Source organism: Rhizobium sp. BK418 (assembly GCF_004341105.1).
Classification (GTDB): Bacteria; Pseudomonadota; Alphaproteobacteria; order Rhizobiales; family Rhizobiaceae; genus Rhizobium.
Map to the genome: position 1 here is coordinate 1 of NZ_SLZK01000002.1, position 24021 is coordinate 24021.

General features: G+C 60.8%; 27 protein-coding genes and 2 pseudogenes. 11 read left to right on the forward strand and 18 right to left on the reverse strand.

The features are described from left to right. The 6 genes and pseudogenes from EV281_RS05950 to EV281_RS05975 form a co-directional block, all read right to left on the reverse strand. Positions 1-80 (reverse strand): annotated as a pseudogene (locus tag EV281_RS05950) (cytochrome c biogenesis protein CcmE); the annotation flags it as partial. Beyond that, a complete protein-coding gene (gene ccmI, locus EV281_RS05955; protein ID WP_132652028.1) occupies positions 77-1249 on the reverse strand; it encodes a c-type cytochrome biogenesis protein CcmI in 1173 nt (390 codons plus the stop codon). The pseudogene EV281_RS05950 and the gene ccmI, both read right to left, overlap by 4 nt. A gap of 99 nt (positions 1250-1348) precedes the next feature. Then, positions 1349-1777 (reverse strand): hypothetical protein, encoded by a 429-nt coding sequence (locus EV281_RS05960; RefSeq protein WP_132652029.1) that lies wholly within the window; start codon positions 1775-1777, stop codon positions 1349-1351. 120 nt (positions 1778-1897) lie between these two features. Then, a complete protein-coding gene (locus EV281_RS05965; protein ID WP_132652030.1) occupies positions 1898-3301 on the reverse strand; it encodes a HAMP domain-containing sensor histidine kinase in 1404 nt (467 codons plus the stop codon). Beyond that, positions 3291-3962, reverse strand: coding sequence for a response regulator transcription factor (locus EV281_RS05970; protein WP_132652031.1), 672 nt, complete (start codon positions 3960-3962; stop codon positions 3291-3293). Before EV281_RS05970 ends, EV281_RS05965 begins: the two co-directional genes overlap by 11 nt. A gap of 54 nt (positions 3963-4016) precedes the next feature. Beyond that, entirely contained in the window at positions 4017-4265 is a 249-nt protein-coding gene (locus EV281_RS05975; protein WP_132652032.1) for a hypothetical protein, read from the reverse strand. Positions 4266-4537: 272 nt separating this feature from the next. Between EV281_RS05975 and EV281_RS05980 the strand changes: the two genes are divergently transcribed. Beyond that, positions 4538-5752 (forward strand): MFS transporter, encoded by a 1215-nt coding sequence (locus tag EV281_RS05980; RefSeq protein WP_132652033.1) that lies wholly within the window; start codon positions 4538-4540, stop codon positions 5750-5752. Positions 5753-6270: 518 nt separating this feature from the next. On the opposite strand, the gene EV281_RS05985 is transcribed toward EV281_RS05980, so the two are convergent. From EV281_RS05985 to EV281_RS06000, 4 genes and pseudogenes are all read right to left on the reverse strand, one after another. Next, positions 6271-6576 carry a Dabb family protein gene (locus tag EV281_RS05985; protein ID WP_132652034.1) on the reverse strand — a complete coding sequence of 102 codons (306 nt, stop codon included), beginning with the start codon at positions 6574-6576 and terminating at the stop codon, positions 6271-6273. A gap of 104 nt (positions 6577-6680) precedes the next feature. Beyond that, positions 6681-7301 (reverse strand): annotated as a pseudogene (locus EV281_RS05990) (hypothetical protein); the annotation flags it as partial. Positions 7302-7688: 387 nt separating this feature from the next. Next, on the reverse strand, positions 7689-8255 hold the full coding sequence (locus EV281_RS05995; RefSeq protein ID WP_132652036.1) for a TetR/AcrR family transcriptional regulator: 567 nt from the start codon (positions 8253-8255) through the stop codon (positions 7689-7691). A gap of 21 nt (positions 8256-8276) precedes the next feature. Continuing rightward, the gene (locus tag EV281_RS06000) at positions 8277-8738 is read right to left on the reverse strand and encodes a nuclear transport factor 2 family protein (RefSeq protein WP_132652037.1); all 462 of its coding nucleotides are present in this window, start codon (positions 8736-8738) and stop codon (positions 8277-8279) included. A gap of 276 nt (positions 8739-9014) precedes the next feature. On the opposite strand from EV281_RS06000, the gene EV281_RS06005 reads away from it, so the two are divergent. After that, on the forward strand, positions 9015-10427 hold the full coding sequence (locus tag EV281_RS06005; protein ID WP_132652038.1) for a hypothetical protein: 1413 nt from the start codon (positions 9015-9017) through the stop codon (positions 10425-10427). Between the two features lie 94 nt (positions 10428-10521). On the opposite strand, the gene EV281_RS06010 is transcribed toward EV281_RS06005, so the two are convergent. From EV281_RS06010 to EV281_RS06020, 3 genes are all read right to left on the reverse strand, one after another. Continuing rightward, positions 10522-10890: a DUF983 domain-containing protein gene (locus tag EV281_RS06010; protein WP_037105104.1), complete on the reverse strand. Its 369-nt coding sequence runs from the start codon at positions 10888-10890 to the stop codon at positions 10522-10524. Positions 10891-11281: 391 nt separating this feature from the next. Beyond that, entirely contained in the window at positions 11282-12685 is a 1404-nt protein-coding gene (locus EV281_RS06015) for a PLP-dependent aminotransferase family protein (protein WP_132652039.1), read from the reverse strand. 120 nt (positions 12686-12805) lie between these two features. Then, positions 12806-14236: a PLP-dependent aminotransferase family protein gene (locus tag EV281_RS06020; RefSeq protein WP_132652040.1), complete on the reverse strand. Its 1431-nt coding sequence runs from the start codon at positions 14234-14236 to the stop codon at positions 12806-12808. An 88-nt stretch (positions 14237-14324) separates the two neighbouring features. Between EV281_RS06020 and EV281_RS06025 the strand changes: the two genes are divergently transcribed. From EV281_RS06025 to EV281_RS06045, 5 genes are all read left to right on the forward strand, one after another. Then, positions 14325-15188, forward strand: coding sequence for a DMT family transporter (locus EV281_RS06025; RefSeq protein ID WP_132652041.1), 864 nt, complete (start codon positions 14325-14327; stop codon positions 15186-15188). A gap of 53 nt (positions 15189-15241) precedes the next feature. Beyond that, a complete protein-coding gene (locus EV281_RS06030; RefSeq protein WP_132652042.1) occupies positions 15242-15958 on the forward strand; it encodes a class I SAM-dependent methyltransferase in 717 nt (238 codons plus the stop codon). A gap of 82 nt (positions 15959-16040) precedes the next feature. Then, the gene (locus EV281_RS06035; RefSeq protein WP_132652043.1) at positions 16041-16730 is read left to right on the forward strand and encodes a glutathione S-transferase family protein; all 690 of its coding nucleotides are present in this window, start codon (positions 16041-16043) and stop codon (positions 16728-16730) included. Between the two features lie 9 nt (positions 16731-16739). After that, the gene (locus tag EV281_RS06040; protein WP_132652044.1) at positions 16740-17084 is read left to right on the forward strand and encodes a metalloregulator ArsR/SmtB family transcription factor; all 345 of its coding nucleotides are present in this window, start codon (positions 16740-16742) and stop codon (positions 17082-17084) included. Beyond that, positions 17084-17545, forward strand: a complete 462-nt coding sequence (locus EV281_RS06045) for an SRPBCC domain-containing protein (RefSeq protein WP_132652045.1) — start codon at positions 17084-17086, stop codon at positions 17543-17545. The genes EV281_RS06040 and EV281_RS06045 overlap by 1 nt, the downstream gene beginning before the upstream one ends. On the opposite strand, the gene EV281_RS06050 is transcribed toward EV281_RS06045, so the two are convergent. Then, positions 17532-18152 (reverse strand): ABATE domain-containing protein, encoded by a 621-nt coding sequence (locus EV281_RS06050; protein ID WP_132653188.1) that lies wholly within the window; start codon positions 18150-18152, stop codon positions 17532-17534. The two genes, EV281_RS06045 and EV281_RS06050, sit on opposite strands and share 14 nt — an antisense overlap. Before the next feature lie 273 nt (positions 18153-18425). Between EV281_RS06050 and EV281_RS06055 the strand changes: the two genes are divergently transcribed. From EV281_RS06055 to EV281_RS06060, 3 genes are all read left to right on the forward strand, one after another. Beyond that, positions 18426-18854 (forward strand): TMEM175 family protein, encoded by a 429-nt coding sequence (locus EV281_RS06055; RefSeq protein ID WP_245508234.1) that lies wholly within the window; start codon positions 18426-18428, stop codon positions 18852-18854. Positions 18855-18881: 27 nt separating this feature from the next. Further along, entirely contained in the window at positions 18882-19028 is a 147-nt protein-coding gene (locus tag EV281_RS31560; RefSeq protein WP_245508235.1) for a hypothetical protein, read from the forward strand. A gap of 68 nt (positions 19029-19096) precedes the next feature. Beyond that, entirely contained in the window at positions 19097-19936 is an 840-nt protein-coding gene (locus EV281_RS06060; protein ID WP_132653189.1) for an alpha/beta hydrolase, read from the forward strand. Positions 19937-19946: 10 nt separating this feature from the next. Here the strand turns inward: EV281_RS06060 and EV281_RS06065 are convergent, their stop codons facing one another. The 3 genes from EV281_RS06065 to EV281_RS06075 form a co-directional block, all read right to left on the reverse strand. Beyond that, positions 19947-20321: a VOC family protein gene (locus EV281_RS06065; protein ID WP_132652046.1), complete on the reverse strand. Its 375-nt coding sequence runs from the start codon at positions 20319-20321 to the stop codon at positions 19947-19949. 74 nt (positions 20322-20395) lie between these two features. Next, positions 20396-20830: a DUF1801 domain-containing protein gene (locus tag EV281_RS06070; RefSeq protein WP_132652047.1), complete on the reverse strand. Its 435-nt coding sequence runs from the start codon at positions 20828-20830 to the stop codon at positions 20396-20398. A gap of 9 nt (positions 20831-20839) precedes the next feature. Further along, positions 20840-21271 carry a DUF1801 domain-containing protein gene (locus EV281_RS06075; RefSeq protein WP_132652048.1) on the reverse strand — a complete coding sequence of 144 codons (432 nt, stop codon included), beginning with the start codon at positions 21269-21271 and terminating at the stop codon, positions 20840-20842. Positions 21272-21434: 163 nt separating this feature from the next. Here EV281_RS06075 and EV281_RS06080 point away from each other — a divergent pair, with 163 nt between their 5' ends. Beyond that, the gene (locus EV281_RS06080) at positions 21435-23057 is read left to right on the forward strand and encodes an ABC-F family ATP-binding cassette domain-containing protein (RefSeq protein ID WP_132652049.1); all 1623 of its coding nucleotides are present in this window, start codon (positions 21435-21437) and stop codon (positions 23055-23057) included. Here EV281_RS06080 and EV281_RS06085 read toward each other — a convergent pair. Next, positions 23054-24010 (reverse strand): SDR family NAD(P)-dependent oxidoreductase, encoded by a 957-nt coding sequence (locus EV281_RS06085; protein ID WP_132652050.1) that lies wholly within the window; start codon positions 24008-24010, stop codon positions 23054-23056. The two genes, EV281_RS06080 and EV281_RS06085, sit on opposite strands and share 4 nt — an antisense overlap. Positions 24011-24021 lie beyond the last annotated feature (11 nt).

Here is a 24021-nt window from a genome sequence, read left to right on the forward strand (position 1 = left end):
AACATGACGAGCAGCACGGCAGCAGCAATGAAGCCCATGCCGCCGGCAATCACCGCCAGGCGTTTCTGCTTGCGCGTCATTCACTCTTTCCTTCCCTGGCCACCGATCCGTCCGCGGCAATGCCAAGTTCTTTCGCCAGCGCCAGCAATTGTTTGCCCTCTTCCCCTGGGGCCGGGAAGGCCGCAAGCCCGCGCTTCAGGGCATCTGCAGCGCGATCCTTGTCGTTTAAAACGGCGTAAGAGCGGATAAGACGCATCCAGCCGTCAAAATTGTTGGGATCGGCAGACAGTTTGGCATCGAGGCTTTCCACCATGGTGCGGATCATCTGCTGGCGATCACCGCTGCTCATCGTCTCGGCCGCCGCGACATCCTCGGCGGTCGGTCCGCCGGGTGCTGCCGATTGTGCGGCAGGCGGTACTTGTGCTGCCACCGCCGTGCCGCCGTTCTTGGCAATGTGCTCGTTGACCAGCGGCAGCCATGGCGCATCGGCCGGAGATTGCTTCGCCAATTCCTCGAAGGCGCCACGAGCCTCATCCGACTTGCCCGCCTGCTCCAGGCTCAGCGCAATGTAGAAACGCGCCCGCGGATTGTTCGGCTCCAGGGAGAGCGATTGTTCCAGTATCTTGCGGGCATCTTCCGTCACCACGCCCTCGGCGATTGCCATCAGCGTTTCGGCGAGGCCATCGAGGCGCGCCGGGCTCGGACCCAGCAGGCGGATGGCGTTGCGATAGGCGGTCTCGGCATCGGAGGCCCGCATGGTGTTGAAATAGATCGGCGCCAGCACATCCCAGCCCTTGCCGTCGTCAGGATTTTGCGCCAGATGCCGTTCCGCCTTGGCAACGAGAACGGCGATGTCATTGCCGGGATTGGCAAGCCGCGCCTGCAGCGGCTGCGATGGCAGTTCGGGCCTTCCGGTATTCATGTAAAGACAGAGCCCGATGATCGGCAGGAGCAGCACGATGAAGGCTTCGGTAACACGGTGATGCCTAAGGGGTTTGCTCTTCCCTGCCGGGGCAACACCGGAAACGGCGATCAGGCGCCGGCCGATTTCGGCGCGCGCATAATCGGCCTCTTCAGCGCTGATCAAGCCGCCGGCCAGATCCCGATCGAGTTCAAGCAACTGGTCGCGATAGACAGCGGCCTCGCCAGCACGCGTATTCTCAGCCGCCTTCGCTCCACGCAGAAGAGGGTAAAGCAGGATGGCGGCAACGGCCGCCGTCAGGAAGGCCACAAGAATCCAGAACAGCATATCGGCCCAATTACTTGAAGCGCGCCCTCATTCCAACTGCCAATGCCATGTTGACGAAGATTTGAGGCTTTTGGCCGCAAGGATAACGGGCGACAGAGCTCAGCCCAGCGGCGACCAGGTGCCATTCTCGTTGCGGCAGGCCGCACCGCGCGCGAGCGTATCCTTGCCATCGACAGTGACAGTATGGGTGTACTGTCGGCAATTCTGCGAGCCGACCTGATACGGCGCCGCCGCTACGACGCTGCCTTTCGCTTCGCGGCCAGTCCAGGTGACTGGCTGGCCGACGGCAGCGCCTTCCAGCGCTCGATATTCGGCTTCCAGTGCCCGCTGCTTGTCGCTATCGCTCAGCTGCACACCGGTGCGGGCGACGATGCCGCCCTGTAACGCCGAGATGAAGGCTGCCGAAGCCGGGGGCTTGCCGCCGCCAAAAAGACCGCGCGAAGCGGCACCCTTCGTCGTCGTGCAGCCAGAGAGCGCGACGGCGGCGATAAGGGAAGAAACGATCATGCCTTGCCAACGTAGAGTCATTGCAATCGAACCACGATCAGGGGTGGATTATCAGCCGATCGAAGTGCAGAGTCCCCGTGTCAGCATTAAGGCAAAGCATGCTATACATTTGCCACTATCTTTGTGACATCAAGCAGTTGCTCATGCAACATCCTTTGTCACACCCGGCAAGATAAGCTTGGCTTTCAGCCCGCCCCACTCTCCGCGCGAGAGCTCTAATCGGCCCTGGTATTCATTGGAAATTTCGGTGACGATGGAAAGGCCGAGGCCGGTGCCGGGCTTGCTCTCATCCAGCCTTCGGCCGCGCTTCAGCGCTTCGCGGATCTGGTCGGGCTCCAGACCCGGACCGTCATCCTCGACAGAAAGCTCCACCCAGTGCTTTCGGGCGCTTGCTTCCGTTCCCTTGACATCTTCGCCGGCCTCGACGGCCGAGAGGCGCACCTTGCTCTTTGCAAAGCGCGCGGCGTTTTCCAGGAGGTTGCCGACGGTCTCTTCGAGATCCTGCTGTTCCATGGCGACGGCCAGATGCGGCGGCTGGACGACCAGTTCGAATTCGGTCTCGACATTCAGGCGGCGCATGACGCGCACCAGCCGCTCCAGCGCCGGTTCGGCCTCGGTGCGGGCGAGCACGGATTCGCGCTGGGCGGCAATACGAGCGCGGTTCAGATAGGACTGCACCTGCCCCTGCATGGCTTCCGCCTGGTTGCGCACCAGATCGCCATGCGACCTGTCGAGCACACGCGCCTCATTGAGCAGCACGGCAATGGGCGTCTTCAGCGAATGGGCGAGATTGCCGACCTGCATACGGGCGCGCTCGACGATGCGGCGGTTGCTGTCGATCAGCGCATTGACCTCATTGGCAAGCGGCAGGATCTCGCGCGGGAAATCGCCCTTCAGCTGCTCGCTTTCGCCGGCGCGGATACGCTCCAGAGCGGCGCGCGCCTTGTCGAGCGGCTTGAGGCCATAGAGAATGGCGAGCGCGTTGACGATGAGACTGCCGACACCAAAGCCGGCAAGCGCGAGATAAAGCCGGTGGGAGAAATTGCGGACGTCATCCTCCACGACATCGACATTGCCTGTCACGCGGAAGCGCGCTGCGCGACCATCGGTATCGAGCACCACTTCGGTTTCCGCTACCTGCACCCGGTTCCCGGCTGCGTCCGTCACCTGATAATAGCGCTCGTAATTCTTGTCGAAGGGCGCTTCGACGACCGACAGAACAGGGATGGTCGCCGAACCCAACGAGGGTGAGACGAGCGGCGCGGTCGTATAGGTGCCGAGTGGCTCTACCACCCAATACCAGCCGGTCTTCGGCTGAGCGAAGCGCAGATCGCCGAGCTGCGGGCTGCCGGAGAGAGCGCCCTGATCGCCGATCGTCACGGAATTGATGACGTTGTAGAGCTGGGCGCGCAGCAAATCCTGAAAGCCGCGCTCGGCACTGCGCCGATAGAGCGTCGAGATCAACAGGCCGATCACCACCAGCGCCACCGTCGACCAGACTGTGGTCAGAAGCAGCACGCGTGCGGTGAGCGACTTAATTCGCATTGGTCGGCGCTTGGATGCGGTAACCGAGACCGCGCACCGTTTCGATCAGATCGACACCCATCTTCTTGCGCAGGCGGCCGACAAAGACCTCGATCGTATTGGAATCGCGGTCGAAATCCTGATCGTACATATGCTCGACCAGCTCCGTGCGCGAGACCACCTCGCCCATATGATGCATGAGATAGGCCAGCAGGCGATATTCATGCGAGGTGAGCTTCAGCGTCGCGCCGTTGACGATCGCCTTCGAGGTCTTGGTGTCGAGGCGCACCGGACCGCAGACGATTTCGGAGGAGGCATGGCCGGCCGCACGGCGGATCAACGCACGAATGCGGGCGAGCACCTCTTCGACATGGAAGGGCTTGGTCACATAATCGTCGGCGCCCGCATCGATGCCGGCAACCTTGTCGCTCCAGCGGTCGCGGGCGGTCAGGATCAGCACCGGCACGGTGCGGCCGGCGCCGCGCCATTTTTCAAGCACGGTCACGCCATCCATTTCCGGAAGGCCGATATCGAGGATGATTGCATCATAGGGCTCGGTATCACCAAGAAAATGGCCCTCCTCGCCGTCGAACGCCTGATCGACGACATAGCCCGCCTCTTTCAGCGTGTCGCTGAGCTGCCGGTTCAGATTGACATCGTCTTCGACTACCAGAATGCGCATCGCTTCGCCTTCTTCCGCTGCAAATCACTGGAACCTTGAATAAGCCGATTCCGCTTACATCGGAACCTTTACCGTCACCTTGCGCGGACGCTGGCCGTTGCCCTGAACGAGAACGGTGATGATGCACTTGTCACCCACCGGCTGCACGGAGAGAAGTTGGCCTCCGGTTTCCTCCACGACCTGCTGGGCTGCGGCGCTGCAATCGCCAGCCACACGCAGGACAAGCGTGTGCGTATCGTCCGGTGAGGGCGCCGAAACCGCCAGTCCGGCGGCCAGTGCTGCGACGCTCAGAGGAGAGGCCATGTGCTGTGCTTTCAATGTAATCCAACTTGGCCCGAATATGTACTCACGCGACCTGAATGGCAAATGAATGCACGGTAATGCGGGAATTTTAGAATAATTCTCGACTATTGCGCGAAATATGCTTGAATCCTGAATGATGGCCGCATGCCTTTTCATTGCAACGGAAATCTCGGCATCCACCAAATTCGTGCTGCATTTGTCCGATCGAACCTTTCGCCGTATGGTTGAAGCTGCTATCGCGTTCCCGCCTTCATCCATTCAATTTCAGAATCATGCAGAAATCATTCTCGATCCGTACGGCGCAGACAGTTGGCGTGCTCGCCGTCACTCAGCTTGTCGGCTGGGGCACCACCTTCGATATGCTTGGCGTCATGGGCCGCGTCATCGCGCCGGCACTTGGGCTTCCGAATGAAGCGATTTTTGCCGGCCTGACGATCATGATGGTGATCAGCGCTTTTGCCGGTCCGGTCACCGGGCGCTGGCTTGGCCGTTATGGCGCGGCAAAAGTGCTCGCCGCCTCGTCAATCACCTTCGCGATCGGCCTGCTGCTGCTTGCCGCCACGACAAACATCGTCGTCTATGCCATCGCCTGGGTCGTTATCGGCTTTGGCGGCGCGCTTGGCCTTTCGGCGCCCTGCTATACGGCCGTCGTGGAGCGCGAAGGGGTCAATGGCAAACGGGTCATTTCCATCCTCATGCTGTTTACCGGTCTCTCGGCCACCATTTTCTGGCCGGTCCTGACGCTGCTCAACGAGAATTTCGGCTGGCGCGTTACTTTTCTCGTCTCGGCCGGCCTGCAATTGCTCGTCTGCCTGCCGCTGCATCTCTTCGGCCTGCCGAAACCGGTAGCCAGCCATACGCAGGGCGCAGCCGCCGAGACGGCGCCGGTGGAGCTTTCGCCAGCCGACCGCCGCAAGGCTTTTCTGCTGATTGCCATCTCCACCACGCTCTGCACCTTCATCACCTTCGGCGTCTCGCCATCCCTGCTCGAAATCTTCCGCCAGACCGGCGCATCGCCGGCCCTTGCCCTGCAACTTGGTTCGGCCCGCGGCGTCATCGGCATTTCGGCGCGGGCGCTCGACATGCTGCTCGGCAAGCGCGGCAATCCGATCCTCACGTCGGTTATGGGCGTCAGCCTCATGCTGTTCAGCTTCCTGATGCTCTTCATCGTCCCGCCGTCGACGCCGCTGCTCGTCACCTTCGTGCTGCTCTACGGTTTTGGCTCCGGCGTGCTGGCTGTTGCCCGCGCGCTGCTGCCGCTCGCCCTCTTCTCGGCCAGGGAATACGGGTTGCAGGCCGCCCGCCTGTCGATGCCGCAGAATCTCGCCAACGCCATTGCGCCCGTCATCTTCACAGCCATTCTCGACCGCGCCGGCGCCGCCCCGACGATCATCACCTGCGCCCTGCTTGCGGCCGTCGCTTTGGTTTTCGTGCTGATGCTGATGGCGTTGGTGCGCAGCGCAAGGCCGAGCGCGCAGCCGGCCTGACCGGCAGCGGGCAAGGCGGCGCTGGCCTGCCGCATGCTCACTTCGCTTTCGAGATCAGCCATTCTCAATATCTATCGAGCTGGCCGCCCTGCCGTCAGCGCAGCGAACCCCCTCATGCGGCACCCGGAGCGGTCAATCCATTAAGCTTCTGAATCATTTGCAGTTTTTCTCTCAAAGATTGATTCAGGTCTTTCACGGATTGATTCATCTGCAGCCGGCATCATTTCCGGATTCCCTATCCATTTGAATCTGAATAAGAATTTTCAAAATTGGCCTTTTTTGCAGTGTTTTTTGAGCTAAGTCATTGATCCTGAATAAGTGATCCACTTTCCCTCATAATTTCGCATAAGGAAATTTCAAATCAAAGCAGGCGTTGCTGAACGAAAATTATTATAAAAAAGTCTAGGCGCGAGGCGTCACTTATTCAGAATCAATGACTTAGCCCAGCATAAAAGGGCCTTATCGAAATTCTTATTCATTTTCAGGCGATTAGACTGACGCAACCATCATCGTCAATCCTACAGGGGCCTGGTGACTGCCTTGCTGCTATCGAAATCGGCCGCAATCCTGGTATCGCGGAGCGGTTTTACGGTGCGGGTGGAACGGTCATAATCGGGATGCGCCTTGTAGGCGGCGAGCGCCTCCTCGCTTTCGAATTCGCCGTAAACGACGAAATCGACGGCGTTGCCCCACTGGTCCGTCTTGACGTTTTCGCCGATCTCCAGCTTCAGCGCATACGGAATGCCTGTCAGGATGGAGAGCCCCTTGCGCACCGCTTCGCGGTTTTCCTCCGGCACGGTGAAGAAGACGATATGGCGGATCACGCGGGATACTCCTGTGGCAATTCTCCAGGCCTAAGCTCTCTGGGCCCAAGCGGGGCGATAACACGCGCTGCCCGGGCCATCAACCGGGCCACAGTGCCGCGTCAGGCTCTGGGCCGGATCGCTGCCAGGAAGGCTCGCCCATATTCGGCAAGCTTTTCCGCCCTGTCGGTACCGTTGACGATGCGGCGGGCGTTCACCCAGTCTTCCTTCTCCTCATTGAGGTGGTCGGAAAGACGATGGCTGGTGAAGCTGCCGCGCAGCATGCCCTCGATCAGGATCGCTACGGCCGGCGCCATTTCCATGGCGCGGTCAGGCTGAGCAACAAGATCGATGCCGGTCACCTCGCTCATCGCTTCGTAATTGCGCCGGTGTGTGAGCTGCACCAGCCCGCGCCCGAGCCAACTCTTGCCGTCCTCGTCCGGCCGCCAATAGGGCGTCTTCACCCAGGAAAGCCGGCCGCTTGCAAAGGCCGTCTCAAGGATCTCGACGGCGCGCGAATCGCTTGTTGCCAGCGTCTCGCGTACAGGCTGCATCGTGTAGGCCGTTTCATGAAAAGCGGTGGCCAATATATAGGCCAGCCATCGTCGATCTGCGGTAGCCAAATTCGCGTCCCAGTAGTCGATGATAGCGTTCATGCCTTCGATCTGGGCCGGCGTGAGGCTGCCCTTGAACAGGGTGGTATGCACGGTGTCGAAGAAGAATTGCCGGTCGAGCGGGACAGTCATGATATGCTTCTCAGAGGCCTGTTGTGGTTAACGTCCGCTTAATCGATTGAAATTAATTTAATCGTTTCAAGTGTGACGCCGGTTCATTTACACGCAGTTTGTATTGTGCGATGCATCAATCCGTAAGCACATCCTTGCTGAGGAAGAGAGGAATAAGATGCAGACGAGCACGGAAACTCCGACCAAGATCCCCCAGCACGTCGTTGACCAGATGGAAAACGAGTGGCGCCAGGTACGCACGCAACGCGAGAGCCCACGCCCTGTCCACCTGCCCTCACAGAAAGACGCTTAAACACAACTCTGCCGGGTGAGGCCGTCATAGACCCCTCACCCGCGGGTTCCCGGGCTCGCCGCAGCGGCGTTTCTGCCGACTGAGATGCCATCCAGTTATCCTCCAGATTTCGCCGCAGCCAATCTCTCAGCCAGCCGATCCAGGGTCCTGCGGAACATATCCCTGTCATCCAGCGCCCGCGAAAGCACCAGCGCGCCCTGAATGCCGGAGACAACCTCTTCGGCAGCAGCAAGCGCGGTGTCGTCATCGCAACCGGCGCGGATCAGAGCCTGGCGCAACGCCTCGATCCAGCGAACGAAATAGTCCCGGATGGCGGGGGAAAAGCGCTGGCGGGTTTCGTCCAGCGCAAAGGCACCGACGAGGCAGATGCGGCTGCCGGAGCGGAAATAGTCCATCACATTCACCCACATCGCCTCGATCGCCGCGCTGGCATCATCGCGGCGCAGGGGTTCATAAACAGCGCGTTCGAACCAACCGTCAACATCGGCAAGAACGACGGCAGCCATTTCCTCCTTCCCTCCGGGGAAGAAGTGATAGAGGCTGCCCTTGCCGATGCCGGTACGCTCGGTGATGCGGCTGAGCGTCGTGCCCTCGTAGCCGAGCTCGCGGAAGACTTCGCCGAGCAGCGGCACGACGTCGGCACGTTCATAAACGGTCTTCACAATTCACCTTGCCTTCTGGCCTCAAAGGCCGAGGTCGGAAAGGCCCGGATGGTCATCGGGCCGCCGGCCGAGCGGCCAGTGGAACTTGCGATCCGATTCCCGGATCGGCAGATCGTTGATGCAGGCGAAACGGCGCTGCATCAAGCCCTCGGCATCGAATTCCCAATTCTCGTTGCCATAGGAGCGGAACCAGTTGCCGCTGTCGTCATGCCATTCATAGGCAAAGCGCACCGCAATGCGATTGTCGGTGAAGGCCCAGAGTTCCTTGATCAGCCTGTAGTCCAGCTCCTTTGCCCACTTGCGGGTCAGGAAAGCGACGATCTCGGCGCGGCCGGTAACGAATTCGGCGCGGTTTCGCCACTGGCTATTCTGGGTGTAGACAAGCGAAACGCGCTGGGGATCGCGGCTGTTCCAGCCGTCTTCCGCCAGGCGGACCTTCTGAGCTGCGGTTTCCTGTGTGAATGGGGGAAGCGGTGCAGGCATGATCAATCTCCGTTGCGTTTCTGTACCTTTCGTTATTCATTGTACTAATCGGTACAGTATTGCAACAAATCTTGGCACTCGATGTCTGCGGCATTTTGACTGGATTTGGGAGGAGTGCCACTCGCGGTGCGTGCGCCCAAACCCCGCGCATATTCGACCGAATGAACCTTTAAATTGCATCCTATACGTATATGATCCGATACGGAATCTTGGGACGCTTGAAGAGAAATATAAAATTGCGAGCGGCCCTCTATTTCGGAACATGGGAGGGGATAGATGCCTGCGGATGTTGCAATCCTTCATGGCTGGAGCGACACGGCCCAATCCCTCACTCCGCTTCGCGATTTTCTTGCTCAAAACAACTTCAACGCCCAGCGCATTCTGCTTGGCGATTACATCTCCCTCTATGATGATGTCCGTATCGAGGATGTCGCTGCGCGCATGGATATCGCCGTCAATGCGGCGATCAAGAGCGGCCGGCTCAAGCCGCCTTTCGACATGATCGTGCATAGTACCGGCGGACTTGTCGCACGCGAATGGATTTCCCGATTCTATCCCGATGGCGCCAATTGCCCGGTCAGGAAGCTGGTGATGCTGGCGCCGGCCAATTTCGGCTCGCGGCTCGCCTCCACCGGCAAGAGCATGCTCGGCCGTGTCATCAAGGGCTGGAACAACTGGTTCCAGACCGGTACGGAAATGCTGAACGGGCTGGAGCTCGCCTCCTCGTATCAATGGGATCTCGCACTGCGAGACCTGCTCGACCCGTCAGGCCAGGCTGCCGGCCCCTATGGCACCGACAAGATCATGCCTTTCGTCATCGTTGGAACCATGGGCTATGACGACGCGCTGCGGCGGATCGTCAATGAGAATGGGGCGGACGGGACGGTGCGCTGCGCCGCCGCCAACCTCAACGCTCGCGGCTTCACGGTGGATTTTTCCCGGGATGAGGACAATCCCGAAGTCTCGATCTGGCATATTCGCTCCGGAGACACGGTCTTTCCCTTCGCAATCCTGCCGGACCGCAACCACGGATCAATCATCAAGCCGAACGAAGAGAGCGACGCCGGCGCAGCCGTATCAAGCCGGCTCGGCAAACTGATCCTGCAAGCGCTAAACTGCAAGGATGCGGGAGAATATACCGCCATTTCCAGCGAATGGTACGATATCAGCGAGGAAACAGCGGCAAGCACGCCCGCGAAGATCGGCAAAGCAATGCCTGACGATCCCAACGCGCTTCACCAGTATTTTCAGCTCATCATCCATGTCCGTGATGACCAGGGGCAATCGATCGATGACTACTTCATCGAATATTTCTCGCCCCATCAACGCGGTACTGATGAATCGGTCGTCTTCCATCGAGAAGTGCTCGATAACGTCCACGTCAACAGCCTGGCGCCGTCGCGCCGCTGCTTCTTCGTCGATCGAACAGACCTGATAGGCAAGTACTACAAGATCATCAGCAAGGATGAAAACCAGGTCGTTGCCGTCAGTCTCTCGGCCAGCGACCCGGGCAAAAACGTCCACTACTTCGATGCCCAGAAGGTCGGAGCTGCGGGCAATCTCATCGTGCATCGCGCTTCTGACGATCGGCAGACGGTGCTAGGTCCGCAATGCCTCAGGCGCAACACCACCCATCTGGTCGAAATCATCATTCCGCGCCGGGGGATCGACAAGGTCTTCAAGATCTGAGGATCAGGAAGGACTGTGCATGCCCCGGCATGATGCCGCAAGCCGCCGATCGCTCGGCCCAGTCACAGAGGCCATCACATAGATCGACCGCACGTCAGGCGAGCTTGCCCTCTTCCGCCTTGTAGAAATACTGGCTTGCGACCAGCCATCCCTTCAGCGGCCTCAGTGGCGGAATACAGGTGGCGAACATGAAGGGACCGGTCACCAGCAACTGGACCCAGAGCGGCGCCGAGAAGGCAACTTCCAGCCACACGCCGAGCAGCACACTCGGCACGCAGGCGAAGCAGATGACGAAGAAGGCCGGGCCGTCGGCCGGATCGGCAAAGGAATAATCCAGCCCGCAGACTTCGCATTCCTTCTTCAGCGTGAGGAAACCCTTGAACATATGTCCCTGTCCGCAGCGCGGGCAGCGCCCCCGGATGCCGGTCTGCATCGGAGGGAGAGGAGGATATTCGGTGTCCATGACGATCTCTCTTTCAGCGGTCTCAGGCATCGCGCAATATGCATTCAATGCCAACAATGAGTGCATACAATATAACTACATTGAAAGCGAATTGCCAGTCTATTAGTCAGAATGACGCAGAGATGTTGTTGGTTCGATTTACGGGGTTTGGCGACGGCGGGATTTGTCACCGCTGGAACAAGTTTGAGCGCTCGCCAAAACCCCTCCCCACAAGGGGGAAGGACTAACCCGTGGCACCACGTCACCCATCCAGGAACGTCGAAGAAGCAGCAGACGGGCGCGGCAAATTAAGCCCCTCCCCCTTGTGGGGAGGGGTTTGGGGCGGGGTCTTTATTGATTCATTCGATAACGGAGGACGAAGCAGGGTCGCTCCGAACCGGAAGTCTGTAGTCTAGAAGAACGAAGCCGACATTTCCGGCGGGCCTTCCAGGGCGTGGGCCATGAAGTCCAGCGCGCCCTTCAGCCTCTCGCGGATGATCGGCCCGCCGAGGCAGACGCGCACGGCTTCGGCAGGCGTACTCTCCACTGTGAAGGCATCGCTCACCACCACGCCAATGCCGGAGGCGCGCATATGGCTGCCGAAAGTCGAGCGTGTCCAGCCGTTGGTAAGCGGCAGCCAGATATTGAAGCTGATCGGATCGGCCTTGTAGCTCTCCGGCGGCAGGATATCCGCAACCATCTGCTGGCGGGCACCCGCTTCAGCGCGGATGAAGCGCAGGATCGCGTCCGCCGTGCCATCCTCGATCCAGCGGGTCGCCAAGGCCATGTTCATCGGCGAAGCCATGACATTATTGGTGCGCATGGCGCTGGCGAAGGGCCAGATCGCTCTGGTATCCGGAGCAACCACATAGGCAAGCCGCAGGCCGGCGCCGATGCATTTGGCGAGACCACCGATATGCCAGGTGAGGTCAGGCGCGATCGCCGCCAGCGGCGATGGTCCATCCAGGGGAATGAAGCCATAGGCATCATCCTCGACGATGGGCACATGATATTTGCGGGCGACGGCAGCGATTTCCTCGCGGCGCCTTTGCGGAATGGTGAGCGTCAGCGGGTTCTGCAGTGTCGGATTGAGATAGAGCGCCTTTGGCTGCAATCGCTCGCAGGCATCGGCAAAGGCATCCGGCAGGATACCCTCTTCATCCATCGGCAGGCCGAAGAGATTGAGGCGGAGCTGGGCGGCGATCGAGCGGATGCCGGGATAGGTGATGTTTTCCGATAGGACGGTCTCGCCCGGTTTTGCGAGCAGGCCGAAGATCGCGAGCAACGTCGGATGGGCGCCTGGCGTCACGAAGATGCGCTCCTGCGACGGCGCCACGCCACGGCGGCCAAGCCAGACGGCAGCCGCCTCCTTGTCCATGCCGGAACCACCGAACGCCTGATAGCGCAGCAGCGGGACAAGGTTGGCCGCCACGACCGACATGCCCTCGCGCATGCGGGCGAGCAGTTCCGGATCGTCTGGCTCCGGCGGCAGGTTCATCGAAAAATCGACCACGGATGTGCGGCGCGGATCTGGGGCGGCTTCGGCAATCGGGTCGCGCCGCTCCCTGCCCTGCCCGCCAGTGACGAAGGTGCCGCGGCCGACATGCGAATCCACCAGCCCGCGCTTTTGCGCCTCCACATAACCGCGCGCCACTGTCGTGAAATCGATGTTGAGCCGCTTTGCGAGTTCGCGTTGCGGCGGCAGCCTGTCGCCGACGGCCAGCGCGCCACTGCGCAGATCCATCTCGATCAGATCCGCGATCGCCATGTAGCGGGGGCTCGATGAGCGGTTGAGATCAGGATGCCAGTCTTTCATGTCGTGATCCACGAGCTGCGATCGGGGGCGAGATCGGGTTCGGTGGGAACCAGATAGAATTGACTGTATATTGTTGCGCGACGATCCTGTCATCCAAAAACATCTGTCTGCGACAGCGTATCACTCAGCCGCCCGTTCGGCCTCCTCGAGCGCATCATGCAGGACATCGAAAACCTTGCTATCGAGCGTTTGGGAGACATTGAAGCGCATGAAGCCGGTGGCCGATTGCGACAGGCTGAAGGCATTGCCCGGTGCGAGCACGACATTACGGGCGAGCGCGGCACGCGCGACGACAGCGGCATCCAGACCATCCGGCAGGCGGCACCAGAGGAACATGCCGGCCTGCGGCTCCAGCCAGGGGCATATGCCCAAGGTCTTCAGCCGGGTGCTGACATCGAACATCGCCTTGGAAAGGCGGCCGCGCAGGCTTTCCGTATGCTTGCGGTAGCTGCCGTCGCTCAGCACGCCGAGCACCAGTTCGGCCGAGAGCCGGCCGCCGCCGAAGGAGGTGGCGATCTTGAGGTCCGTCAGGCCCTCGATCCATTCGGGCTTGGCGGCGATGAAGCCACAGCGCGCCGAGGCGGAGAGCGTCTTCGAGAAGCTGCCGATATGGATGACGCGGTCCAGCCCGTCGAACGCAGCAAGGCGGGGTGCGGCTGCATGTTCGAAATCGGCGAAGATATCGTCCTCGATGATGGTCAGGCCGTGCTGCTCGGCGAGCTTCAGCAGGCGATGGGCCGTGACCGGCGAAAGTGTGGCGCCGGTCGGATTGTGGATTGCCGAATTGGTGATGTAGAGCCGCGGCCGGTGCTCGGCGAGCGCGGCGGCGAAGAGCTCGATATCGGGGCCGGAGGGCGTATAGGGAACGCTGACGACCTTGGCGCGATGGGCTCTCAGCAGCGCATGAAAGTTGAAATAGCAGGGATCGTCGACCAGCACCGTATCACAGGGCTCGATCAGGAAACGGCAGAGGAAATCGATCGCCTGGGTTCCGGATTCCGTCAGCATCAGTTGATCCGGCGAAGCCTCGATGCCGCGCTCGGCCATGCGCCGGACAATGAGCTGGCGCAGGGGCTGGAGGCCGAGAGGCGAGCCGTAATCGGCGAGGCTTGTGGGATCGGCGCGCGACAAAGATCGAAGGGTTCGGCGGATCGCGTCTTCGGGAAACCAGGAAGGCGGCAGCCAGCCGCAGCCGGGCTTCAAGTCGCTTTCGCGCGCCTCCAGCGACTGCCGCGATATCCAGAAGGGATCGACGGCGCGATCGAGCTTCGGGCCGATATCGGCAAGCGAGAGCGGTGCTGCCTGGCTCGCGACATAGAAGCCGGAACCGGGCCGCGAGAGAATCGCGCCTTCCGCCACCAGCCGCTCATAGGCATCGGCCACGGTGGAGGCCGAGACTTTCAAGCTTGCCGAGAGGCCTCGGATCGAGGGCAGTTTTGCGCCGGGTGTAAGGCTGCGGCCGGCGATCCGTTGCCGGATGGTCGCCATGACCATTGCTGTCAGTGTATTTCCCTGCTCCCGGTCGCCCATCCGTACTGGTCCTTTCACCATTACAGTTTTGGCAAACTGTACCGAACTGTGGCTGGCTGCGCCAGTGCGAAACGTTGATAAGCGTGGGACGAACAATGAGGAGTGCCGCATGGATCGCACAGCGACCGGATGGATCAATGGTTTTATTGGCGTGCTGATCTTCAGCGGATCGCTGCCGGCCACGCGTGTGGCTGTCATGCAGCTCGATCCGGTCTTCCTCACGGTGGCGCGAGCGGCGATTGCCGGCATTCTGGCGCTCTGCCTGCTGATCGCCTTCCGAGAGAAGCGGCCCTCGCGCCAGGATCTCATCTCGCTTGTCGTCATCGCGCTCGGCGTCGTGGTTGGCTTCCCATTGCTGACAGCGTTGGCGCTGCAGCATGTGACCTCGGCGCATTCCATCGTCTTCATCGGCCTTCTGCCATTGGCGACGGCGATCTTCGGGGTCATCAGGGGCGGCGAGCGGCCGAAGCCTGCCTTCTGGCTCTTCTCGTTTCTCGGCAGCGCTTTGGTCGCTGGTTTTGCGCTGATGCAGGGGCTCACCGCCTCGCCCATCGGCGATGCGCTGATGCTCGGCGCCATCATCGTCTGCGGGCTTGGTTATGCCGAAGGCGCACGGCTGTCGCGCCGGCTCGGCGGCTGGCAGGTGATCTCCTGGGCGCTCGTCGTATCGCTGCCGGTCATGTTGGTGGCTGCCATCGCCTACCGACCGCCGTCCTTTGCCGATATCCAGACGCCCGCCATGCTGGGGCTTGCCTATGTCTCGCTCTTCAGCATGCTGATCGGCTTCATCTTCTGGTATCGCGGGCTTGCACAGGGCGGTATCGCTGCCGTCGGTCAGCTGCAGCTGCTGCAGCCCTTCTTCGGCCTGGCGCTGGCCGCAACGCTGCTGCGTGAAACGGTGAGTTGGTCGATGCTTGCCGTGACAGTGGCGGTCATTCTCTGCGTGGCCGGAGCACGCAAATACGCGAAATAGGCTCTCGCCTCCGAAATTTGACAGGCTCCGCATCATGTAATAATCAAAGTTACATGATTAGAGACGATTGGCATCCGAACACATCCGACACTCCCAAGCCGGGGTCCCCGTTCATCGGGGATGCCGTCAAATCCTATCTCGAAGGTCCGCCACGGCAGGTGCCGGGTTTCTCAAGCCTGCATCGCATGGCGGCGATGCTGATTGCCGAACGAGCACCCGAAGACGGCCGGGTGCTAGTGCTTGGTGCCGGCGGCGGGCTGGAACTGAAGGCCTTTGCCGAGGCGCATCCGGGCTGGACCTTCGACGGGATCGATCCCTCCGCCGACATGCTGCAGCTGGCGAAGCAGGTGGTTGGTGATCGTGGCAGCCGCATCGGCTTTCATGAGGGCAGCATCGATGTTGCGCCGGAGGGACCATTCGACGCGGCCGTTTGCCTGCTGACCTTCCATCATATCCCTATCGAACAACGGCTTGAAACGCTTCGACAAATTCGCCGTCGGCTGAAAACGGATGCAGCCTTCGTGGTTGCGCATGTGAGTTTCCCTCAGACGGAGCCGGAGCGATCGATATGGATTGATCGTCACATCGCCTATGGCGCACCCGATGGAGCGGACCCTGCCCTGTTGGATCATGCTCGCAAGGCTATGCGCGAAAGGCTGCATATCCTTGCGCCGGAACAGGAAGAGGCCATGCTGCGCGAAGCGGGCTTTTCGGATGTCACGCTTTTCTATGCCGCCCTCAGCTTCAGGGGATGGGTGACCTACGCGTGAAAACTTTCCGATACTGGAAAGTGTCTTGCCCTGCTGTTATGATGACGATATAGTTTCCAATATTGGAAACCATAGGTGACTCATGACGCTGACGCTTTACCTTCATCCCCTCGCCTCCTTCTGTCATAAGGTGCTGATTGCGCTTTATGAAAACGGGACCGCATTCGACAGCGAGATCGTCGATTTCGGCAATCCGGACTCCGCGGCAGCGCTGCTCGACAAGTGGCCGGTCGGCAAGATCCCGGTTCTGCATGATCAGGCGGCGCGGCGCACGATCCCGGAGACGTCGATCATCATAGAATATCTGCAGGCCCGCCATCCCGGGCCGGTGCGGCTGCTGCCGGACGATCCGGAAGAGCTCTTGCAGGTGCGGCTCTGGGATCGTTTCTACGATCTCTATGTGAGCGTGCCCGTGCAGAAAATCGTCACGGACAGGATCCGGCCTGCGGATGCCCATGATCCGCACGGCGTTGCCCAGGCGCACGCAACGCTCGATCAAGCCTATAAGATGATCGAGGCGCATATGCAGGAAAAGCTCTGGGCAACAGGGAACGATTTCACGATGGCCGACTGCGCGGCCTTGCCCGCACTGTTCTTCGCCTCCATCGTGCATCCGTTCACCGGGGAGCAGCAGGCGCTTTCCTCCTATCTGGAGCGTCTGTTACAACGTTCTTCCGTCAAACGCGTGCTGTCGGAAGCGCAGCCCTATTTTTCGATGTTTCCCTATCGGGAGGCGATGCCGGCGCGGTATCTTGAAGCTGCGGTATCTTGAGGCAATGGAATGGCAGAACTGGCGCCAGCCGAATTCGACCGGATGTTTCAGGCGCTCGCCGATCCCTATCGGCGCGGCTTCGTGGAGCAACTTTCGAAGGGACCGGCCTCCGTCACGGAACTGGCAGAGCCCGCCGATGTCGGCCTGCCGGCCGTGCTGAAACACCTACGCATTCTCGAAGAAAGCGGCATCGTCATTTCAGAAAAGACCGGGCGCGTGCGCACCTATCGCATGCAGCCAAAGGCATTCGGCGCCATCAACCAGTGGATCGAGCAGCGACAGGCCGAAATGCATGCGGCCTTCGACCGCCTTGCCCTGCTGATGGCGGAAACCCCTGAGGAAAAGGATCACTGATGGGTGTCACCGTCAATCATCGAACCTTCGTCATCGAGCGCGATCTACCCGGCAGCGTCGCGCATGCTTTCCGTTTCTGGTCGGACCATCAGCTGAAGCGGCGCTGGACGGCCTGTCATCCCGACTGGCAGGTGATGGAAGATCGTTTCGACTTCGAGATCGGCGGGGCCGAGCGCATGACATGGCGCAAGCCAGACGGGACCGAGCAGGCGATGCGCGCCCATTATCTCGAAATCCATCCGCGCGAGCGCATCGTCTATGCCTATACGATGCTGACGGCGGGCAAGAGCATATCCTCATCGCTGGTGACGGTCGAGTTCACCGGACGCGGCGCCACGACGCTGATGACCTTTACCGAACAGGCCGTCTTTGGCGACCCCAGGGACGGCGATATCAGAGAAAGCGGCACCGGCATCGGCTTCGACCGGCTTTGCGAGGAAATGGCGGCTACGCCTGCTTGACCCGGTGACGGTGCGCCGCCTGCTTGGCCCGGTTGCCGCAGAGCGCCATGCTGCACCAGCGCCTGCGGTGGCCGCGCGTGTGATCCGCAAAAAGCAGCGTGCAGGACGGGCCTTCGCAAGCCTTCACATTCAAAAAATCCTCCGTACAGACGAAGCGGCCGAGCGCTTCGCCGACCGGTAGCAACAGCGCTTCCGGCGAGCGCCACTTGCGCATCGGCTGAAACTCGAAGATCTCGCCTTCGCCCGTCTGACGCGCCACGACGCGGCTATAGCCTTCGTCGCGCTCCAGCAGGCGGTTCAGCGGCTCCAGCTCGGTGAGCGCATCAGGCTTTAACTGCTTTCCCTTATGCTCGCGGACGAAAATCCGGAACCACTCGCGCAGGCTCCGCGCCTGATCGGCGACCTTGTCCAGCTCGCCCGGCAGCGCCTGGGCGCGGATGGCATCGAGTGTTTCCGGCGAGACGAGCCTTGCCTGCTGAAGCCAGCGCAGCAGGCCTTCCCCATCCTCGATCCAATCGATCGGCACATCGACCGGTGTCGCCACCGAATTCAGAAAATCCAGCGCCAGCGCATCGCCGAGAAAAAGAGCTGGAGAGTGGTTATCCATCATAAATCCTATTCAGGCTACCGCCTGCAATGCATGGCAGCGCTCCAAATACACGGATTATATGTAACCGTTTAAAATGTAGTTGACAAGTTACTTACTCAGTAGTAACCATTCTACGTGAGTTTGGACGGTTATGTCGCTCAAATAAGAAGAAGGCAGCCGCATAGCGATGGCGACGGCGCGAGAAGCTGAGCCGCAAGTCATCCGTGAGCGGCGGCGAGCGTGGCCACAGGCTGAATCCACCTGTCAATCGAGCTCCGAGGAGTGAGGCAAATGCGCGAGCATAAGGTTACGACAGAACGCGTCGGCGCGTTTTCGGACGGCATGATCGCCGTTGTCATCACACTCATGGCGCTGGAACTGAAAGCGCCGGAGGAAGCAACGGTCGGCGCGATCCTGGCGCTCTGGCAAACACCGCTCAGCTACGGCCTGAGCTATCTGTTCATCGCCATCATCTGGGTCAACCACCATCATCTGCTGCGGTTGGTGCGCTATGCCTCGCCGCAACTCATCTGGATCAACTTCGCGCATCTGTTCCTGGTGTCGCTGCTGCCATTCACGACGGCCTGGATGGCGCGCACGAATCTGGCGCCGGTCCCGGTCGCCGCCTATGCGATGGTCTTCGTGCTCGTCAATATCGCCTATCTGTTCTTCGAGCGGGAAATCCTCGCCCATGCCGAGGCAGGCGACATGCCGGAGTAGGCCCGCAGGCTGGCCCGCCGCCGGACATTGCTCGGCCTTGCCACCTTCACGGCAGCAGGGCTTGCCGCCCCGGCCCTGCCGCTTCTGGGCTTCGCGCTGATCTGCTGCGCGCTGCTGCTCTATCTGCGGCCGGAAATCTTCAACCATCGCCAACAGCAACACCGGGGCCGCTGACGCCCGCCCGACACCACGATCCCAACCATGTCAACTGCACAACCACGTCAACTGAAGGAATCATGATGATGACCAATATCAGCTACCGTACAGCCACTGTTGATGGCACCAAGATCTTCTATCGCGAGGCTGGTCAGAAGGGCGCTCAGAAGCTTCTGTTGCTGCACGGCTTCCCAACCTCGGGGCACATGTTCCGCGACCTGATCCCGCTGCTGGCCGACCGCTACCACATTATCGCTCCCGACCTTCCGGGCTTCGGCCAGTCTGACGATCCTGTGGCCAACAGCTTCGACAGTATCGCAGATACGATCGACCGCTTCACCGAGATCGTCGGCTTCGACCGCTTTGCCGTCTATGTGTTCGATTATGGCGCGCCGACGGGCTTCCGGTTGGCGGTAAAGCATCCCGAGCGGATCACGGCGATCATCTCGCAGAACGGTAATGCCTATGAGGAAGGCCTCAGCGACGGCTGGAACCCGATCCAGGCCTATTGGCAGGATGCGACGGAAGATAACCGCAATGCGCTGAAGGCGTTTCTCGGGCCGGAAGCAATCGTTTGGCAGTACACACATGGCGTTACCGATACGGCCAGGATTTCACCCGATGGCTATTCGCTCGACAATTTCTATCTCTCGCGGCCGGGTGCTGAAAATGTGCAGCTCGATCTGATGGGCGACTACAAGAGCAATGTGGCGCTCTATCCGACCTTCCAGGAGTATTTCCGTACCTACAAGCCGCGCTTCCTCGCCGTCTGGGGCAAGAACGATCCCTTCTTCCTGCCGCCGGGCGCGGAAGCTTTCGCCCGCGATATTCCTGATGCTGTGATCAAATTCTTCGACACCGGCCATTTCGCGCTTGAAACGCATGCGGAAGAAATTGCCGCTGCGATCCGCGATTTCCTCGGCTGAGGCTGACCGGCTATCCGGAGGTGATGCAGAAATTGTTGCCTTCCGGATCGTTCAGCACGGTGTAATCAGCCGTTTCGCGCACAAAGGTCGCTCCCAGGGATATCAGGCGCGCGACCTCTTCTTTTCGGTCGTCGGCGGCGATATCGAGATGGACGCGGTTGCGGGCGGGCCGTTCTCCGCGCCGAAGGTGGAAACAGAGGCGTGTGCCCGGCCCCTCCACCATCACCACAGGGTCAGTCTCAGGTGTCAGACCTAACGCGGCGAGGCGGGCGATCTCGGCATCGTCATAGGGCAAGATTTCGTAACCATCGAGCGCCGCGGCCCAGAAGCGGGCGACGCGGAAGGGTTGATCGCAATCGATGACGATTTCCTTCAGCCGCCCCATCGGCGCCTCATGTCAGCTGAGGCGAAAGGGAGTGCCTCCCGGTATCGGCAGTGATCCCCACTTCGTGCATCAAGTTAGGCGCTCGCTTTCTTCGATGCAGGTTTACGCGCGGTGTTCAGCGCCACCGCAGCCTGCACGAGGGCCTTCAGCGCCGCCTCATTGATCTCCTCCCCTTGGCGGATATCGATCGCGCGTCGCGTATTGCCTTCGAGGCTCGAGTTGAAAAGACCTGTGGGGTCTTCCACGGAAGCGCCCTTGGCGAAGGTCAGCTTCACCACGGCCTTGTAGGTTTCGCCGGTGCAGATGATGCCGGCATGTTCCCAGACCGGGACGCCGCGCCATTTCCACGTTTCCTCCACCTCCGGGTCGGCCTCGCGGATGATGGCTCTGACGCGGGCAAGTGTTTCGCCGCGCCAGTCGCCAAGCTCCTCGATCTTGGCATCAATGCGTTCGGAGGGAGAGGCTTCCTCCGGTTCCGCTTCCTTCTTCGTCGTCGACGCCTTCTTCATGGTCTCTCCTTACATTTTCTCGCCGGGCAGCAGGCTTGCCTGTTTCACCCAAGATGTAAACTGCGCCTCGTCGATCTCATCCTGTTCGCGAATGTGGAAATAGCGTGTTTCCGCGGTCTTGGGTTCTCCCGGCGGAACGGGCTGCAAGGCAGCGCCGCGGAAGAAGGCGACCTTGATATATTTGTCGAAACAGTGGATGCCGAGGAACCAGCCGTCGCCTTTCTTGCCGTAGAGCGGCGAGTTCCATTTGACGGCTTTGTGGGCATCGGGGACGGTGCTCATGATCAACGTGTCGAGGCGGCGTCCGACCTCGCTTTTCCAGCCGGGCATGGCAGCGATATAGGCCCGCACCGGGCCATCGCCCTCGCCTTTTGCGATCTGCGGATTGCCCCCGGATAACAGCTTCGGCGCTGCCGGCTTGGCTGATGTCTTATCGGTCATGAGTTCCTCCACGGGTGGGGATAATAAGGGAGGCTGCCTCGATTTCCAGTCACACGGAACCGGCCGTTTTCAACATCACAGCTTCATGACGCTGAAAACCTGCGACAGGAGCGAAAACCCGTGGCATAAGGGCGCCAAATTCTTCCAAGCTCCCGCGTCAAACATGATCCGTATCGAAAATATCAGCAAGCAGAACAGCCACCGCATCCTCTTCATCGAAGCCACTGCCGCCCTCAATCGCGGCGAAAAGATCGGCCTCGTCGGCCCGAACGGCGCCGGCAAGACGACGCTTTTCCGCATGATCAACGGCGAAGAGCTACCGGATGAAGGCCAGGTCTCGGTCGAGAAACACGTGACCATCGGCTATTTCAACCAGGATGTCGGCGAAATGGCCGGCCGCAGCGCGGTTGCCGAGGTCATGGAGGGCGCCGGCCCCGTCAGCGTCGTCGCGGCGGAATTGCGCGAGCTGGAAGCGGCCATGTCCGACCCCGATCGCATGGACGAGATGGACCAGATCATCGAGCGCTATGGCGAAGTGCAGGCGCGCTACGAGGAACTGGACGGCTATGCGCTCGAAGGCCGCGCCCGTGAGGTTCTGGCGGGCCTCAGCTTCAGCCAGGAAATGATGGACGGCGATGTGGGCTCGCTTTCGGGCGGCTGGAAGATGCGCGTGGCGCTGGCCCGCATCCTCTTGATGCGCCCGGACGTAATGCTGCTCGACGAACCGAGCAACCATCTGGATATTGAAAGCCTGATCTGGCTGGAAGAGTTTCTCAAGACCTATGAAGGCGCACTGCTGATGACCTCGCACGACCGCGAGTTCATGAACCGCATCGTCACCAAGATCATCGAGATCGATGCCGGCTCGCTGAACAGCTATTCCGGCGACTACGGCTTCTACGAGCAGCAGCGGGCGCAGAACGAAAAGCAGCAGCAGGCACAGTTCGAGCGCCAGCAGGCGATGCTCGCCAAGGAAATCAAGTTCATCGAGCGCTTCAAGGCGCGCGCCAGCCATGCCTCGCAGGTGCAGAGCCGCGTGAAGAAGCTGGAAAAGATCGAGCGCGTCGAGCCGCCGAAGCGCCGCCAGACGGTGGCCTTCGAGTTTCAGCCGGCGCCGCGTTCGGGCGAAGATGTCGTCAATCTCAAGAACGTGCACAAGAAATACGGCAGCCGCACCATCTATGAGGGGCTGGACTTCATGGTCCGTCGCAAGGAGCGCTGGTGCATCATGGGCGTCAACGGCGCCGGCAAATCCACGCTCCTGAAGCTGGTGACCGGCACCGCCGATCCCGACGCCGGCACGGTGACGCTTGGTGCGAGCGTGAAGCTCGGCTATTTCGCTCAGCACGCCATGGACCTGCTCGATGGCGACCGCACCGTGCTCGAATGGCTGGAGGATTCCTTCCCGCTTGCCGGCCAGGCACCGCTGCGCGCACTGGCGGGCTGCTTCGGCTTTTCGGGTGACGATGTCGACAAGCGCTGCCGCGTGCTTTCGGGCGGCGAGAAGGCCCGTCTTGTCATGGCGAAGATGCTGTTCGACCCGCCGAACTTCCTCGTGCTCGACGAGCCGACCAACCACCTCGACCTCGACACCAAGGAAATGCTGATCAAGGCGCTCGCCGACTTCGAGGGCACGATGCTCTTCGTGTCGCACGACCGCCATTTCCTGGCTGCGCTTTCCAATCGCGTGCTGGAACTGACACCCGAGGGCATCCACCAGTATGGCGGCGGTTATACCGAATATGTCGAGCGCACCGGCTACGAGGCGCCCGGCATCCACGCTTAAGAGCGAGTGAAAGCGTCTATATTAGTCAGTTCCGCCGAGAGCGCCCACAAACGGGCCGCCTGGTCGGGATCGACGGCATAGGCACGCACGCTGGTTTCCGCACCGTCATCGGAGATGACGGCGACATCGCAATCTGCGCAATAGAGGCCGCCGAGTCCTTCCAGCTGCGGCGAGGTTGCGGCCCAGACCTGTGTCGCGGCACCCTGCGCGGGCGTCTTGAAACTTGGGTCTATCGCGTTGCCCTCGGCATCGATCCAGCCGGCGGCGACCATGTCCTCCTTCTCCAGATGCCGCTGCAGCGGTGTCAGGATCTTGCCGGGATGCAGCGAGAAGGCGCGTATGCCGGCATCCCTGCCCAACCTATCGAGCTGCACCGCAAAGAGCGCGTTTGCGGTCTTCGACTGTCCATAGGCCTGCCACCGGTCATAATCCCTGGAGAACTGGACATCGTTCCAGCGGATAGGCGTGATGCCATGGGCACCGGAGGAGACCGCAACCACGCGGGCTCCGCTTGCAATCGCCGGCCGGAGACGGTTGACGAGCGCGAAATGGCCCAGATGGTTGGTGGCGAACTGCGCTTCCCAGCCCGGCCCCACCCGCGTTTCCGGGCAAGCCATGATGCCGGCACTGTTGATGATGATATCGGCCTTGTGTCCCGAAGCGACGAAGCGCTCGGCAAACTGCCGCACGCTTTCAAGGTCGGCGAGATCGAGTCTGTCGATCTCCACATTTCCGACATCTGCGAGTGTTTGGGTGGCCTCCTCTGGCCGGCGGGCGCCGACCAGCACATGCGCGCCTGCCCGCGACAGCGCCTTGGTCGTTTCCAGCCCGAGGCCGGAATGGCCGCCGGTGACGATCGCGAGCTTGCCCGAGAGATCGATGCCGGCGAGCACGTCGTCAGCCGTCGAACGGGCGCCGAAACCGGAGCCGATGGGGTGTTGTGCGTTTTCCATTGATGTCTCCC

Bases quoted from the DNA above. Each gene is read 5' to 3' on its own strand.
- EV281_RS06000 (WP_132652037.1), bottom strand. From the start codon at position 8,738: ATGCCTGCACCGCTTCCCCCATTCACACAGGAAACCGCAGCTCAGAAG.
- EV281_RS06030 (WP_132652042.1), top strand. From the start codon at position 15,242: ATGATTAGAGACGATTGGCATCCGAACACATCCGACACTCCCAAGCCG.
- EV281_RS05970 (WP_132652031.1), bottom strand. From the start codon at position 3,962: ATGCGCATTCTGGTAGTCGAAGACGATGTCAATCTGAACCGGCAGCTC.
- EV281_RS06015 (WP_132652039.1), bottom strand. From the start codon at position 12,685: ATGAAAGACTGGCATCCTGATCTCAACCGCTCATCGAGCCCCCGCTAC.
- EV281_RS05965 (WP_132652030.1), bottom strand. From the start codon at position 3,301: ATGCGAATTAAGTCGCTCACCGCACGCGTGCTGCTTCTGACCACAGTC.
- EV281_RS06045 (WP_132652045.1), top strand. From the start codon at position 17,084: ATGGGTGTCACCGTCAATCATCGAACCTTCGTCATCGAGCGCGATCTA.
- EV281_RS06020 (WP_132652040.1), bottom strand. From the start codon at position 14,236: ATGGTGAAAGGACCAGTACGGATGGGCGACCGGGAGCAGGGAAATACA.
- EV281_RS06010 (WP_037105104.1), bottom strand. From the start codon at position 10,890: ATGGACACCGAATATCCTCCTCTCCCTCCGATGCAGACCGGCATCCGG.
- ccmI (WP_132652028.1), bottom strand. From the start codon at position 1,249: ATGCTGTTCTGGATTCTTGTGGCCTTCCTGACGGCGGCCGTTGCCGCC.
- EV281_RS06075 (WP_132652048.1), bottom strand. From the start codon at position 21,271: ATGACCGATAAGACATCAGCCAAGCCGGCAGCGCCGAAGCTGTTATCC.
- EV281_RS05960 (WP_132652029.1), bottom strand. From the start codon at position 1,777: ATGACTCTACGTTGGCAAGGCATGATCGTTTCTTCCCTTATCGCCGCC.
- EV281_RS05980 (WP_132652033.1), top strand. From the start codon at position 4,538: ATGCAGAAATCATTCTCGATCCGTACGGCGCAGACAGTTGGCGTGCTC.
- EV281_RS06060 (WP_132653189.1), top strand. From the start codon at position 19,097: ATGACCAATATCAGCTACCGTACAGCCACTGTTGATGGCACCAAGATC.
- EV281_RS06005 (WP_132652038.1), top strand. From the start codon at position 9,015: ATGCCTGCGGATGTTGCAATCCTTCATGGCTGGAGCGACACGGCCCAA.
- EV281_RS06080 (WP_132652049.1), top strand. From the start codon at position 21,435: ATGATCCGTATCGAAAATATCAGCAAGCAGAACAGCCACCGCATCCTC.
- EV281_RS06085 (WP_132652050.1), bottom strand. From the start codon at position 24,010: ATGGAAAACGCACAACACCCCATCGGCTCCGGTTTCGGCGCCCGTTCG.
- EV281_RS05975 (WP_132652032.1), bottom strand. From the start codon at position 4,265: ATGGCCTCTCCTCTGAGCGTCGCAGCACTGGCCGCCGGACTGGCGGTT.
- EV281_RS06065 (WP_132652046.1), bottom strand. From the start codon at position 20,321: ATGGGGCGGCTGAAGGAAATCGTCATCGATTGCGATCAACCCTTCCGC.
- EV281_RS06040 (WP_132652044.1), top strand. From the start codon at position 16,740: ATGGCAGAACTGGCGCCAGCCGAATTCGACCGGATGTTTCAGGCGCTC.
- EV281_RS06055 (WP_245508234.1), top strand. From the start codon at position 18,426: ATGCGCGAGCATAAGGTTACGACAGAACGCGTCGGCGCGTTTTCGGAC.
- EV281_RS06025 (WP_132652041.1), top strand. From the start codon at position 14,325: ATGGATCGCACAGCGACCGGATGGATCAATGGTTTTATTGGCGTGCTG.
- EV281_RS06035 (WP_132652043.1), top strand. From the start codon at position 16,041: ATGACGCTGACGCTTTACCTTCATCCCCTCGCCTCCTTCTGTCATAAG.
- EV281_RS06070 (WP_132652047.1), bottom strand. From the start codon at position 20,830: ATGAAGAAGGCGTCGACGACGAAGAAGGAAGCGGAACCGGAGGAAGCC.
- EV281_RS06050 (WP_132653188.1), bottom strand. From the start codon at position 18,152: ATGGATAACCACTCTCCAGCTCTTTTTCTCGGCGATGCGCTGGCGCTG.